The 13994-nt window shown below is 64.1% G+C and carries 13 protein-coding genes; 4 read left to right on the top strand and 9 right to left on the bottom strand.

Annotation, left to right across the window (positions count from 1 at the left end):
- Positions 1 to 72: 72 nt before the first annotated feature.
- A complete protein-coding gene (locus J8I29_RS17980; RefSeq protein WP_209432715.1) occupies positions 73 to 435 on the top strand; it encodes a hypothetical protein in 363 nt (120 codons plus the stop codon).
- A 24-nt stretch (positions 436 to 459) separates the two neighbouring features.
- Here the strand turns inward: J8I29_RS17980 and J8I29_RS17975 are convergent, their stop codons facing one another.
- The 3 genes from J8I29_RS17975 to J8I29_RS17965 form a co-directional block, all read right to left on the bottom strand.
- Positions 460 to 693, bottom strand: a complete 234-nt coding sequence (locus tag J8I29_RS17975) for a cold-shock protein (RefSeq protein WP_105860636.1) — start codon at positions 691 to 693, stop codon at positions 460 to 462.
- A 619-nt stretch (positions 694 to 1312) separates the two neighbouring features.
- On the bottom strand, positions 1313 to 2233 hold the full coding sequence (locus tag J8I29_RS17970; RefSeq protein WP_209432714.1) for a TerB family tellurite resistance protein: 921 nt from the start codon (positions 2231 to 2233) through the stop codon (positions 1313 to 1315).
- Between the two features lie 244 nt (positions 2234 to 2477).
- On the bottom strand, positions 2478 to 2639 hold the full coding sequence (locus tag J8I29_RS17965; protein WP_105860246.1) for a DUF1328 family protein: 162 nt from the start codon (positions 2637 to 2639) through the stop codon (positions 2478 to 2480).
- Positions 2640 to 2844: 205 nt separating this feature from the next.
- Here J8I29_RS17965 and J8I29_RS17960 point away from each other — a divergent pair, with 205 nt between their 5' ends.
- On the top strand, positions 2845 to 3147 hold the full coding sequence (locus tag J8I29_RS17960) for a YMGG-like glycine zipper-containing protein (RefSeq protein WP_105860245.1): 303 nt from the start codon (positions 2845 to 2847) through the stop codon (positions 3145 to 3147).
- Between the two features lie 272 nt (positions 3148 to 3419).
- Positions 3420 to 4349: an ABC transporter ATP-binding protein gene (locus J8I29_RS17955; protein WP_105860244.1), complete on the top strand. Its 930-nt coding sequence runs from the start codon at positions 3420 to 3422 to the stop codon at positions 4347 to 4349.
- Positions 4350 to 4436: 87 nt separating this feature from the next.
- Here J8I29_RS17955 and J8I29_RS17950 read toward each other — a convergent pair whose 3' ends face one another.
- Genes J8I29_RS17950 through J8I29_RS17935 form a run of 4 tightly spaced genes read right to left on the bottom strand, consistent with a single transcriptional unit; the run spans position 4437 to position 8387 of the window.
- Positions 4437 to 5297, bottom strand: coding sequence for a sugar phosphate isomerase/epimerase family protein (locus J8I29_RS17950; RefSeq protein ID WP_209432713.1), 861 nt, complete (start codon positions 5295 to 5297; stop codon positions 4437 to 4439).
- Positions 5298 to 5306: 9 nt separating this feature from the next.
- Complete coding sequence (locus J8I29_RS17945; protein ID WP_209432712.1) at positions 5307 to 6452, bottom strand: dihydrodipicolinate synthase family protein; 1146 nt, start codon at positions 6450 to 6452, stop codon at positions 5307 to 5309.
- Between the two features lie 10 nt (positions 6453 to 6462).
- Positions 6463 to 7245: a 3-ketoacyl-ACP reductase gene (locus tag J8I29_RS17940; RefSeq protein WP_209432711.1), complete on the bottom strand. Its 783-nt coding sequence runs from the start codon at positions 7243 to 7245 to the stop codon at positions 6463 to 6465.
- Positions 7242 to 8387, bottom strand: coding sequence for an acyl-CoA dehydrogenase family protein (locus tag J8I29_RS17935; RefSeq protein ID WP_209432710.1), 1146 nt, complete (start codon positions 8385 to 8387; stop codon positions 7242 to 7244). Before J8I29_RS17935 ends, J8I29_RS17940 begins: the two co-directional genes overlap by 4 nt.
- Before the next feature lie 158 nt (positions 8388 to 8545).
- Between J8I29_RS17935 and J8I29_RS17930 the strand changes: the two genes are divergently transcribed.
- A complete protein-coding gene (locus J8I29_RS17930) occupies positions 8546 to 9562 on the top strand; it encodes an aldo/keto reductase (protein ID WP_209432709.1) in 1017 nt (338 codons plus the stop codon).
- Between the two features lie 168 nt (positions 9563 to 9730).
- Here the strand turns inward: J8I29_RS17930 and J8I29_RS17925 are convergent, their stop codons facing one another.
- Positions 9731 to 12847, bottom strand: a complete 3117-nt coding sequence (locus J8I29_RS17925; protein ID WP_209432708.1) for an efflux RND transporter permease subunit — start codon at positions 12845 to 12847, stop codon at positions 9731 to 9733.
- The gene (locus J8I29_RS17920; RefSeq protein WP_209432707.1) at positions 12844 to 13959 is read right to left on the bottom strand and encodes an efflux RND transporter periplasmic adaptor subunit; all 1116 of its coding nucleotides are present in this window, start codon (positions 13957 to 13959) and stop codon (positions 12844 to 12846) included. The genes J8I29_RS17925 and J8I29_RS17920 overlap by 4 nt, the downstream gene beginning before the upstream one ends.
- Positions 13960 to 13994: the final 35 nt, after the last annotated feature.

Below are 13994 nucleotides of genomic sequence, written 5' to 3'. Positions count from 1 at the left end.
CAAATGATCGAACCGATGCTGTGCGAAGCTCTCCAATGATGATCCCTGACCACGATCGGGAAAGGAGACATCATGCGCAAGTTTCTGTCTGCGACATTCGCAGCGATCATCCTGGCTTATGGCGGTGCCGTTGGCCTCGCCCAGCCCCTGACCAATCCGGCGGGCTCGGCCAGTGACGGGGTAATCGAGCGTGCACCCGGAGAGATCCGGACGGTCTCTGTCGCCACCTTCGACGAGCTGTCGATCCCGCAGCGGATCGCCGCCAATCAGCAGATCGCCGAAACGGGCCCGGGCGAGCTGCGGCATATGAGAAAGGTGATCGCCGAGACGCCTCGCCTGCAAGCCGCACTGGAAGAGTACGGGTCGGCGCCGTCCTCGGTGATCGCCATGACGTTCGACGACACGGACGAAGTGACGCTGGTCATCGCCTCATAGCGCCGAGCCGCCGGCAATCGCCGCTCAGACTCCTGCCATTCCCTCGGAGGGCAGGATCTTGAGATTGCCGGCCTTCGACTTGCCGGTCTTTGAATCGACCACCAGGTCATAGCTCATGCGCTGGCCCTCCCGCACCGTGCCGATGCCGCTGCGTTCGAGTTCCCTGATATGCACGAAAGCGTCGACGCTGCCGTCATCGGGCGCGATGAAGCCATAGCCCTTGTCGTAGTTGAACCATTTCAGGCTGCCGGTGATCATTTCCAGTCCCTCCAGGCCAAATTGCCGCGTGGACTTTGAACGCAAGCCAAGGACATTCGTTCCGGTCCGCGTCCACATGAACATTCGGTCGATCCCCGGATGCCGGCATGTCGGGAAACCCAAGATGGAACGATGCGGCCAAAATCGGGTTGGGAAAGGGCGAAGCACGGAACGCCCGGCGCTCCAGGCTTCGTTCGGCCGATGCAGCATCGGCCGTGGCGGCTCGGCCCCTACAGATCGACCCGAGATCCCCGGGGTCGGGCCGTTCGGCTGCCGCAGCGGTCGCTCCAGTGTTTGGGAGCAGATCGCCGACGGATATCTTCGAGACAGACGGGAGAATTCGCGCGATGATCCGAAAATTGAAATCAGGGGAATATCGCATCTACTCGCGAAAGGTGGATTCCAAGACCGGCAAAAGACGCAATCTCGGCACGTTCCAATCCAAGGAAGCCGCCCAAAAACACGAACGCGAGATCCAGTATTTCAAACGGCACTAGAGCAACTCTTTGTGTCCAGGACTGCTCACCAGACCGGCTGGAAAAGCCTTCGCAATTCTTGACTAACCCATCAAAATTTCAAGCTGTGGAGTTCGTCGGCAAGTTCGGCAGCGATCCGATGTTCAGCCGGCTTGGCCGTCGCCCCCGAAAGCGCGGCGCAACGCGAGGCTTTCCCCGAGAAGGGCACGCGAGAATTGGTCGATGAGCGTAAGCTCCCGATGATGACGAAAACCATCGCTGTCGGCCACCGCCAGGCAAAATTCGATCAGCTTGGCCTTCACCGCTGGCGCAGCCGCATCGAGCTCGCGCAGGTTCTTGCCCACGGCATCCGCCGACGGGCGCATACGCCGGATCCACCGGCCGGCCCGCTCCAAGTCGTCCGGACTCAGGTCGATACCCCCGGCGGCGCAGGCGGCTTCGACACGATCGAGCATGACCGTCACCTCCTCGCCCGACATTTGCAGGTCGGCCCTCGCGACAGCGACGGCGAGAACGAGGCCATTCTCCCGCGCGACCCTGCGGATCACGGCCCAACGTTCCCCTGCCCGATCGGCTGCGGAGATTTCAGCGCGCGCCGGTGACCAGGATACGCCGAGCACCTGCCTGTAGAACACGTCCAGGGGCTCCTGAAGCACGCCATCGGCGTCGGCGATCGACAGGATTCTGTCGAGCCGGAAGGAACGAAGGTCCCCCTGATCGTGGCTGTAGCCGAGAAGACGGGGCACGCCGTCCCGTCCTGGTTTGATCGACCAGAGCGTGACCGGCCGAAACCGCCGGCGGCCGGCGGCATCCTGATATTCGATGACCAGCAGAAGGCCACCGATGCCGGCCCCGCCCGACGGTGGGTTCGTTCCCGCGGACAAAGGTCTGTTCGGTCGAGGTGGTCCCGTTTTCTTGGGCATCGGTGACTTCTCGACGCGCAGTGTCAGGCGGATATGCGACCACGTCGGCAGCAATCCAAAGGCCTGCAACCGTCCGTTTGAACGATTGCGTCCCACCGATGTTTGATTGGGCGGCGCACACGCGTCAACAGGCACGACCATTGAAAACAGACATGGCCATTGAAAACAGACATGGCCATCGAAACATCGGTGCGGCCGGCGGTGCAACGGAGGCGGTGCCATGACGCCCCGAGACCCGCGCCAGGCATTGGGGGATGTGGCTGGACGCGGGGCGGTAGGCGCGCCGAAAGCGTTCTTCCAGAAGAGCTGATAGATATTCCGAAAACGCGTCAAAACGAGACAAAACGTCAGAGCAGCCAGGGTTCACGCCTAAGCGCGCTTTGCCCTAGGCAACGGTGAGGACACCCAGCAGCACGAGCAGGAACAGGATCAGCGCGATCCCGATCAGGACCCGGGCTCCCGTTGCGGCAGCCCCCGCGAGTGCCGGCAGTCCCAGCAAGCTGGCCGCGGCGGCAATGATCAATAGAATGAGGATCCAGTGAAGCATGGCGGCACCTCTTTACTGTGGTGCTATCAAACCTCGTCAACCGAGCTTTGTTCCCGCCCGTGCAGGTCTGACCTGCCTGCTTGCCTTGCCTGCTTGCTTTGATCGGGTAAGCCGCCGAGCTCAAGCGTCCCTACATCGCTGTTTCGAAATGGAACGATCCCTACAGTGCGGGGTTCTTGCACTATTGCAACCAGGGATAACGATCATGGCTGAATTGCTTAGAATCCTCGCGGCGGCCGGTATCGCCATGTCCGTCGCAGCCTGTGCGAGTGACAGTCCCGGCGATCGCGCCGCTGGCGGAGCGGTTATCGGTGGCATTGGCGGCGCTGCGGTGGGTGCTGCCGTCTCGAACCGGCACCCTGGACGCGGCGCGCTCATCGGCGGTGCCGTCGGCGCCGTGGGAGGTGCCGCAGTAGGCGCCGCGACGGCGCCCCCCGACGGCGGGCGTTCATGCGCACGGGTCGGCTATGACGAATATGGCAACAGGGTGTGCACGGCCTATTACTGAGGCCTTGCCACGGAAGCCTTGGTCCGGGGTTTCATGGCTCCGGGCCTCGATTCCGGCTGCCCTCCTCGATGGCCAGCGCCTGACCGGAATTGGAGGGCGTTGATCACGAAGTGCTGCCTTGCCTTGGAACAGCTAGCCTCCGGCCGACGTTGAAAGGCGCAACATTTTCAGGTCGCAGAGCAGTGCTTCGACAATTCCTGGCGGCAGCCTACAGACTGGTTACGGCGCAGGTGGGCCCGCATGAGAGCCCGCATACCTCGCCTAATGCCCCAATGCCGGAAACCCTGATCGGCTTCATCATCTGGGTTTCAGGCCGACATCAGATCTGGATCGCTCTGGGGGCCGTCCTGCTGTTCATCGCGGACACCGTGCCGCTCGAGGTGCAGCGGCGGCTGGTCAATTCCGCCGTGAAGGGAGGCGATCTCTACGTCGTGCTGACCCTGGCGATCGCCTTCGCCGCTCTCACCTTGCTGCAAGGCCTGATCAAGATCGGACTCAATCTCTATCGCAACTGGATCGGCGAGTCGGCGGTACGATGGCTTCGAAACGAGATCTCGCATGTCGCGCAGCGGCCCGACTCGGTGCTGCCCTCCGGCAAGGCCGGCGGCGTTGAAATTGCCATCGTCGTCGCCGAGGTCGATCCGATCGGCGGTTTTGTCGGCGCAAGCCTTTCCGATCCAATCCTCCAGATCGGCATATTGCTCTCTGTATTTGGCTATCTCACCTATCTCCAGCCACTGATGGCGCTTGTCGGCATTCTCGTCTTTCTGCCGCAATGTTTCCTGGTACCGCTGCTGCAAGGCGCGATAAACCGGCGGGTGGGAGCCCGCATCTGGGTGCTGCGCAAGATCAGCGTGATGCTGGTCGACACGGTCGAGCGCGACGAAAAGACCAATCATTCCCAGTCCAGGCGCGTCGACCAGGTCTTTCGGCTGAACATGAGCATTTACCGGCTCAAATTCGCGCTCAACTTCGCGATGAACTGGCTCAATTCCCTGGGCACGGCAATCATTCTGGGCATTGGCGGCTATCTCGTCGTCCAGGGCCAGACGGAAATCGGCACGGTCGTCGCCTTCGTCTCGGGGCTCGCCAAGATCAACGATCCCTGGAGTGACCTCGTGAACTGGTATCGCGATTATCGCGTGATCCAGGCCCGCTATCGCCTGGTCGCCACTGCGATGCGAAGTGCCGAACGGTCATGAGGGCTTCGCCTGGCCATCGCCGGAAGGCTTCTCGAAGATCAGCCGCTCGACGATTTATGATCGACGACTGCCATCTTGTCGGACGCTTCAGCAGACGGAGCGAAAGCGCTCGACGCAGGCGTCGAGCACCTGCGCCGGATCGCGCTTCCACCAGTTCTCGGCGGAGAAGACCTCGACCTCGCAAAAACCCCGATAGCCCGCGGCCTCCACCGCTGCACGCAGCGCTTTGAGATCGGCGACACCGTCCCCCATCATGCCGCGATCGAGCAGCACATCGCGCGTCTCGGCGAGCCAGTCGCACAGATGATATCCCAGGATGCGGTCCTTGCCGGCGCGCCGGAGTTCGCGCGCAAGCGAGGTGTCCCACCAGACGTGATAGACATCGACCGCAATGCCGACATTGGCCGCGTCGATGGCTTCGCATAAATCGATGGCGTCCCGCACCGTGACGAGACAGGAGCGGTTGCCGGCATAGACGGGGTTGAGCGGTTCGAGCGCCAGGCCCACGCCCCGCTGCGCCGCGTAGGGCGCGGCCTCGGCGACCCGTTCGGCCACCCGTTTCAGGCTGTCCTCCACCCCCCGGCTTTCCGGCTCGACCCCGCCGACGACGATGGTCAGGATCGAGGTCCCGAGCCCTGCCGCCATGTCGATCGAGGCCTGGAAGTCGTCGCGCAGAGCGGATGAAGGCCGTGGCGCCATCGGACCCACCAGGAAGGGGCTGCGGCAGAGACCTGCCACCGTGAGGCCTGCCTTGCGGGCACGATTGCCGATCTCGATGGCTCGATCCCCGATTTCCCGGCGCCAGAACACGATCCCGCCAAAGCCGCGCTCGGCACAGGCATCGATGACCCGCTCGACCGGCCAGCCGGCGCCATGGCCATCCAGATTATGCCCGAGCGTCGCGGTATTCAGGGCGAGCGCCGAATGATCCGTCGAGAAATCGCGCATCGCGGGGGCTCAGGCGCCGTAGAGCGCGAGCAGCTTGCGCATGCGATCGGCTGCCAGGTCCGGGGCGCGCAGCAGGCCGCAGACATCGGCATGCTTGAAGAGTTCGACGAAATAGGGCAGCGGCCGCATCGCCTGCGCCCCGCTTAGCATGACGAAATGCTCCTGGAAGCCGTTGAGCCAGGCGAGGAAGACGACGCCCGTCTTGTAGAACTGCGTGGGTGCCCGGAAGATGAGCCGGGCCAGCGGGACGGTGGGATCCAGCACCGCATGGAAGGCCCTGATGTCGCCCTCCCCCAGTTTCTGGATGGCGAAGGCCGCAGCCGGCGCGAGGGGATCAAAGATCCCGAGAAGGGCGTGCGAAAAGCCGACCTCGTCGCCGGCAATCAAGTCCGGATAGTTGAAGTCATCGCCCGTATACATCTTGACGCCGGCAGGAAGGCGCCGCCGCATCGCGATTTCCTTGGCCTTGTCCAGGAGCGAAATCTTGATGCCGTCCACCTTCGCCACGTTCTCTTCGATGACGCGCAGCGCCACCTCCATGGCGGCCTCGAAGCTGCCGCTGCCCCAGTAACCCTTGAGCGCCGGGTCGAACATGTCGCCGAGCCAGTGAAGGATGACGGGCCGGTCGCAGCGAGCCAGGACATCGCCATAGACCTTCACATAATCGTCCGGTGAACCGGCCACCGCGGCAAGGGCGCGGCTCGCCATCAGGATGAGGCGCCCTCCCAGGGCCTGGATGGCTTCCACCTGTTCGAGATAGGCGCGACGGACGTCGTCCAGGCTCCGCGCCCGGCTCGGTTCCAGTTGGTCGGTGCCGCATCCGTTGAAGATCAGCGCCTGCGGAAGCTCTTCGCGGGTGCGCCGGATGAGTTCGAGGGCCCCCGGCCAGTCCAGGCCCATACCGCGCTGGGCGGTATCCATCGCTTCGGCAATGCCGAGGCCGAGATCGTTCAGATGATGGCGAAACGCCATCGTCGCCTTCCAGTCGATGGTGGCAGGCCCGGAAGGATCATTGGCCGTGAAAGGATCGGCCACGACATGGGCCGCCGAAAACACGACGCGCGCCGCGCCGGCGGGCAAGCGGGCGGCCGGGATCACCTTGCCGCTGAGCCGATAGTCGGAGAAAGCGCCATTGGTGTCGGGAAGACGGATCATTGCAGTTTCCTCAAAATCTCGGCACCAGCATGCCGGCATCCACGGCGATCACCTGACCTGTCGTATAGGGGAGCCTGCCGGTGGCGAGCGTCGCCATCACCGCGCCGACATCCTCGGGCCGGCCCAGGCGCCGCATCAGCGTCAGGCCCTCCTCGTCGATGCGCCGCTGATACAGGCTCGTCACCGACTGCGTCATCGCGGTCTCGATCAGGCCCGGCCTGATATCGTAGACGGCGATGTTCTCGCGGCCCAGGCGCACGGCGAACACCTTGCTCACCATGGCCGAGCCGGCCTTCGAGACGCAGTACTCCGCCCGCGGCTCGGCGACCGCATCGGCATTCGACGACGACACATTCACGATCGAATAGAAGCGGCCGTCATTGCGGTCCCGCGCAAGAACGCGCCTCGCCCATTTCTGGCACAGGAAGAATTGCGCCTTGGCATTGACGGCCTGGCAGCGGTCATAGCTTTCCTCGCTGACATCGAGCGGGTCGCCGCGGTTCAGGACCGATACGCCTGCATTGTTGATCAGGGTCGAGAGCGGCCCCAGCGCCTTTTCGGCCAGGTCGAGCATCGCCTCATGCGCGCCGATGTCGGCTATGTCGCCGGCGACGCGCGTGACGGGTACATCGAGGGCGCGCACGCGCTCCTCGGCGTGCCGCAGTTCCGCGTCGTCGACAGGCCCGTTCAAGGCGATCGCAAAGCCGTGCCTGGCCAGTTCGACGGCAGCTGCCAGGCCGATGCCCCTACTCGAGCCGGTGATGAAAGCCGCCTGACGGAGTGGCGCACTCATGCCAGCGCCCCATGCTTGAACAGCTCTCGGGCGATGATCATGCGCTGGATCTGGTTGGTGCCCTCATAGATCTGAGTGATCTTGGCGTCGCGATAGAGGCGCTCCACCTCGAAGCCGCGGATATAGCCGGAACCGCCGAAGACCTGCACGGCATCGGCGGTGCGGGCAACCGCCATGTCGCCCGCGAAGCATTTGGCGATCGAGCAGGCCTTCGTTGCATTGTCCCCGCGATCGATCTTCACCGCCGCGCTGTGCACCAGGAGACGGGCCGCCTCGATGTCCTTGGCCATGTCGGCAATCAGCCATTGCACGCCCTGGAACTCGGCGATCGCCTTTCCGAACTGCTTGCGCTGGCGGGCATAGTCGACGGCCGCCTCGAGGCCGGCCTGGCCGATGCCGACGGCGAGCGCCGCGATGCCGACGCGGCCCTTGTCGAGCACGCTCATCATCATGTGGAACCCCTTGCCGAGCTCTCCCAGCAGGGCATCCGGCCCGAGCGCCACATCGGTGAAATTGAGCGCGCCGACCTGGCTGGCGCGCTGCCCCATCTTGTGCTCCTTGGGACCGCGCTCGACGCCCTTGGCGTTGAGATCGACGATGAAGATGCTCATGCCGCGATGGCCGGCATCCCTATCCGTCCGGGCCAGCACGAAGCCGACATCGGCGACCGGCGCGTTGTGGATCCAGATCTTGCCGCCGTTGAGGCGCCAGCCCTCCCCGTCCCGTTCCGCCGTGGTCCTGATGCCGGAAACATCCGTTCCGGCCTCCGGCTCGGTAATGCAATAAGCCACGCGCTTGGTTCCGCGCATCGCCGGAGCCAGCCAGGTCTCACGCTGGGCCGGCGTGCCATGCCTGACCAGCAGCGTGGAGATGAGCTCCACCAGGCCGCATTGATCGGCAACCGAGGCATAGCCCCTTGCAAGCTCTTCCATCACGAGCGCGTAGGTCAGGGTGTCGAAGCCCGGGCCGCCCATGGCCTCGGGAACGCCGATGCCGAACAGCCCGAGCTCGCCCATCTGCTCATAGATCTCGTGGGGGAAACGTTCCTCGCGATCGAGCCCCTCTGCCAGCGGTTTGACGACCTCGTCGGCGAACTGCCGCGCCATGTCGCGCACCTGCATCTGCGTTTCGCTCGGATACATGCGCTTCTCCCCTTTTGTAACTATCTAGTTACTGCTATAACGCACGTGGATCAAATGGGTCAAGCCTGACGAGCCCCTCGGAACCGATCGGTCGACGTGCGATCGAAGAGAGGCCGGGTCGGGCAGGCCAGAGAAGAACGATGACAACGGAGGAAGCCATGAAGCCATCGGAAAAGCGGAAATTCGGCCGCAGCAACATCGAGGTCACCGCCTTTGCCTTCGGGACGGCGCCGATCGGGAATTTCCAGCGCGAGATCAGCGAGGCCGTTGCCGACGAAATGGTGCAGCACGCCTGGAATGCCGGCGTACGCTTCTACGACACGGCACCGATGTACGGGCACGGCCTTTCGGAACTGCGCCTGGGGCAGGCGCTGCGCTGGAAGAGGCGCGACGACTTCGTGGTCGCGTCGAAGGTAGGGCGCGTCCTGCACCCGGCCAGGCGTGCCGACATCGACTTCGCGCCCTGGGTCAATGCGGCGCCGAATACGATGAGCTTCGACTACAGCTATGACGGCACGATGAGGGCCTTCGAGGATTCCCTGCAGCGGCTCGCGCTCGAACGCATCGACATGCTGTTCATTCACGACATCGACCGCTTCACGCGTGGCGACGATCAGCCGGAAGTGTTCAGGCAGGCCATGGACGGATGCTGGCGTGCCCTGGAACGCCTGCGCTCGGAAGGCGCGGTGAAGGCGATCGGCGTCGGTGTCAACGAATGGGAAGTCTGCCACGAGGCGCTCAAGCAGCGCGACTTCGACTGTTTCCTCCTCGCCGGTCGCTACACGCTTCTCGAACAGGAGGCCCTCGACGGCTTCCTGCCGCTTTGCCAGGAGCGCGGCGCTGCCGTATTGGTCGGCGGCGGCTTCAATTCCGGAATCCTGGCAACCGGAGCCATACCCGGCGCGAAATACAATTACGCCCCCGCCCCGGCCGCGGTGATGGAAAAGGTCGCCAGGATCGAGGCGGTGTGCCGTGACCACAAGGTGCCGCTTGCCGCCGCGGCGCTGCAATTCGTGGTCGCCCACCCGGCCATCCCGGCCTTCTGCGCGGGAACGCGCACGGTGGAGCAGCTCGACCAGAACCTGGAATGGTTCAGCCACCCCATTCCCTCGGATTTCTGGGCCGAACTGAAAAGCAAGCAGTTGCTGCGCGAGGACGCGCCGATCCCGGCATGACCGAGGCCCTACCCGACACCGGTCGCCGTTCGAACGTCTTCCAGAAAAGTCGACAGACTTTTCGATTGAGAAAACGCGTCAAAACAATGAGTCGGAGCAAGTGCGGGTCAGAAAGATCGCACTTGCTCCGGACCGCAAACCCGGACGGACGGCCGCGGCGATCCCGCTCTATTCGGCAGCCCTTACGGCATGCAGCTTCATGGGTTCGTCGGAAGAAGCTGACATGTCGATCTCATCGGCCGTCGGTTTGATCCGGAACCACGCGGCGTAGAGGGCGGGGAGGAAGAGCAGGATCAGCACCGTACCGACCGCCGTGCCGCCGATCAGGGTATAGGCCATCGATCCCCAGAAGACGGAATGCGTCAGCGGGATGAAGGCGAGTACCGCGGCGAGCGCCGTCAGGATCACGGGACGTGTGCGTTGCACCGTGGCTTCGATGACGGCGTGATAGTCATCAAGCCCTGCCGCACGGTTCTCCTTGATCTGCTCGGTAAGGATCAGCGTGTTGCGCATCAGGATCCCGGCCAATCCGATCAGGCCGAGAATGGCGTTGAACCCGAAAGGCTGGTTGAAGATGAGCAGCGCCGGCACCACGCCGACGAGGCCAAGCGGCGCCGTCAGCAAGACCATCGCCATCATCGAGAAGGAGCGCACCTGCAGCATGATGATGATCAGCGTGGCGGCGATCATGACCGGGAAGATCTTCGCAAGCGCCGCATTGGCCTTGGCCGCCTCCTCGATCGAGCCACCCATTTCGATGCGATAGCCGGACGGAAGGGATGCGATCAGCGGCTGCAGGGCCTGCATGACCTGCTTGGAGACCTCCGGAGGCTGCGTGGCCTCATTGAGATCCGAGCGGACGGTGATGACCGGCATGCGATCGCGGCGCTTGAGGATCGGCTCTTCCAGACGGATTTCCGAATGACCGATCTGGTCGAGGGGGATCGAACGTCCATCGCGCGTGGTGAGGGAGAAGTCCGCGAGACGCGCCGGATCGAGCCTCTCAGCCCCGGCGCTGCGCGCCACGATGGGAACGTTGCGGATGTCCTCACGGACCTGCGTGACGGGAATGCCGGTGAGAAGGAACTGGAGTTGCTGGCCCACCTCGGCCGGTGACAGGCCGATGAGGTTCAGCCGATCCTGATCCGGTACGAAGCGCAGCACGGGCGTACGATTGCCCCAGTCGCGGTTTGCCTCCCGCACGTCGGGCACGCTCCGCATGATTTCGAGCGCCTTGTCGGAAATGGCGTAGAGCTGTGCGGGATCGGGCCCGATGATCCGGAACTCGACCGGAAAGATCGAGGGAGGACCGAAGACGAACCGCGTGACGCGTACATAGGCCTCCGGCGCGAGCCCCTGCGCCACCGCCTGCCGAAGCCGGTGCTTCAGGCGCTCGCGCTCCTCGGCATCCGGTGTTAGCACAACGATCTTGGCGAAGGCGGGATCGGGCAGCTCGGGCGACAGCGCCAGGAAGAACCTCGGAGCGCCCTGGCCGACATAACTCGTCACGATCTTGGCCTCCGGCTGTTCACGCAGCCAATGTTCGAGCTTTTCGACGGCCGCGGTGGTGGTCTCGATGCTGGTGCCTTCCGGCAGGCGAACCTCCACCAGCACCTCGGGACGGTCGGATGTCGGGAAGAACTGCTGTTTGACGGCGCCCATGCCGGCACCAGCAAGCAGAAACGCAACGCCGACGATGGCGCAGGTCAGGAATTTATGGCGCACAGCGAAGATGATCAGCCTTCGCAGGCGCCGATAATTCGGCGAACCATAGATCGCATGATGACCGCCTTCGACCGGTTTGATCTCGGGCAGCATCTTGACGCCGAGATAGGGTGTAAAGGCCACCGCGACGACCCAGGAGACGATAAGGGCGAAGCCAACGACCCAGAAGATGTTGCCGGCGTATTCACCGGCCGTCGAAGGCGCGAAGCCGACCGGCAGGAAGCCGGCGATCGTCACGAGCGTGCCGGACAGCATCGGCGCCGCCGTGTGGCTCCAGGCATAGGCGGCCGCCTTGATGCGGTCCATGCCCTCTTCCATCTTCACCACCATCGCCTCGATGGCGATGATGGCGTCATCGACGAGAAGGCCGAGCGCCAGGATAAGGGCGCCAAGCGTGATGCGGTCGAAGAAGCGGCCGGTCTCGAGCATGATCAGGAAGACGACGGCAAGCGTCAGGGGTACGGCGGCCGCCACCACGATGCCGACGCGCCAGCCCAGGCTGACGAGACTCACGAGCAGCACCACGCCGAGCGCCATGGCGAACTTCATCATGAACTCGTCGACCGCCGAGCTGATATTGACGGCCTGATCGGTCACCTTGTCGAGCGTCATTCCGAGCGGCAGGGTCCGTGCGATCGCCGCCGTCCTCTCCTCCAGCGCCTTGCCGAGCGCCAAGCCGTTCCAGCCCTCCTGCATGACCGCCGCCAGCATGACGGCGGGTTCGCCCTGATGGCGGATGAGGTAGCCGGGCGGGTCCTCATAGCCGCGGCGAACCTCGGCCACGTCGGAAAGCTTCAGTGTTCGCCCCGCGGCGATGATCGGCGTATCGGCGATCGCCTGGACGCTGTCGTAAGCACCATCGATCCGGATGAAGACCTGCGGCCCGCGCGTGTCGATCGAGCCCGCCGGGGTGACGGTGTTCTGCCGCTGCAAGGCGGCGACAATATCTCGTGCCGACACGCCGAGGGTCGCCAGCCTGGCGTAGGAGAATTCGACGAATATCTGTTCGGGACGTTCACCGAGAATGTTGATCTTCTTGACACCGGGCACGTGCAGAAGGTCCTGGCGGATCACCTCGGCCTGCCTGGCCAGCTCGCGCATCGGCATGCCCCTGGCCTTGAGCGCGTAGAGGGCGAAGCTCACATCCGAATATTCGTCATTGACGAAGGGGCCGTAGACGCCGGAAGGCAGGTTGCGGGCTTCGTCGGCAAGCTTCTTGCGAGCCTGGTAGAACTCTTCCTGCACGGCGGATGGCGGTGTGCTGTCCTTCAGCGTGACCGTCATATACGCATAACCTGGCCGCGTGGTCGTCTCGACCCGATCATACCAGGTCAGTTCCTGAATCCGTTTCTCCAACGGCTCCGCGACGAGATCCTGCATTTCGCGCGCCGTCGCGCCCGGCCATGCCGTTGTGACCGTGAGCGTCTTGATGGTGAAGTTCGGGTCCTCCGCCCGTCCGAGCATGAGGAAGGCATAGGCGCCGCCGGCCACCAGCAACAGGATGAAGAACAGAGTGACCGCCCGCTCGCGGACGGCGATCGCGGAAAGATTGAGGCTCATCGGTCGCCCCCGCTTTGAGAAGCGATGCGGACGCGAACGCCCTCCTGCAGCAGATGGGCGCCGAGCGAAACGACAGGATCCCCTGAATTCAAGCCGGAGATCATGGCGGTTTCGCCGGTCACGCGCACAAGCTTGACGGGCCGGAAGTGCACGGTCGAAGCGGCATTGTCCAAGACCCAGACGCCGGTCTTCCTGCCATCATCGAGCACCGCACCAAGCGGCACCTCGACTTCCGGCTGGCTCGCCTGGTTCGCAAGCCGAATGGTTACCGTCGCGCCGAGCGGTGCCGCAGCGGCTTCGCCGTCGAGCACATAACGGGCCTCGTAGGTACGGGTCTGGGCATCGGCGGCATCCGACAACTGCCGCAGATGGGCGGCATAGCGCCGCCCATCGGCCCCATACAGGCCCGCCTCGGCCGCCGAGCCGATCGCCGGCCGGATTGTTTCAGGCAGCGCCACCACGGCTTCGCGAGGGCCGGCCTCCGCGATCCGAACCACCGGCTGGCCGGCAGAGACAACCTGCCCCGGCTCGCCGAGTGTTTCGACCACCATCCCGTCCGCATCCGCCACCAGAACGGAATAGGTCGCCTCGTTCTCTGCAACCTTCGCTTCTGCTTCTGCCGCGGCAAGCTGCGCCGTGGCCGTGTCCAACGCCGCCTTGGCCTGTTCGTAACGCTGCGGGGTCGCGGCCAGTCCGCTCTTGACAAGCGCTGCATACCGCTTCTCGTCCGCACTTGCCTGCACCAGGACCGCCCGTGCCGCCGCAACGGCGTTGCGCTTTGCTGTCAATGCAAGGCGCAGGTCCGTCTCGTCGATCCGCATCAGGGGCTGACCGGCCTTGACGTGTTGTCCGGCGTTTACCAGCCGTTCCAGGATTTTGCCGGCAACCCGAAAACCGAGATTGCTCTGCACCCTGGCGCCGACGAGACCGGTAAAGCTGCGCTCGTTGCCGGCCATGGCGCTTGCCGCCATCACCTTGACCAGAGGTGGCTCCTGCCTGGGATCGCTTTCGGCCGAAGCCTGGTGAGGGCGCGCGACAAGCACGACGAACCCGGCCGCGGCCAGTACTGCGATCAGCGCGCTTCCCCCCACCAGAATGGGTTTGAGTTTCATGTCCGTGCCCTCATCGAGAGATAGATTGCGTTCGA

Origin of the sequence: Labrys sp. LIt4, from assembly GCF_017813775.1 — a bacterium.
GTDB classification, from domain to species: Bacteria; Pseudomonadota; Alphaproteobacteria; order Rhizobiales; family Labraceae; genus Labrys; species Labrys okinawensis_A.
This window is presented reverse-complemented; position numbering and strand designations above follow the sequence as displayed.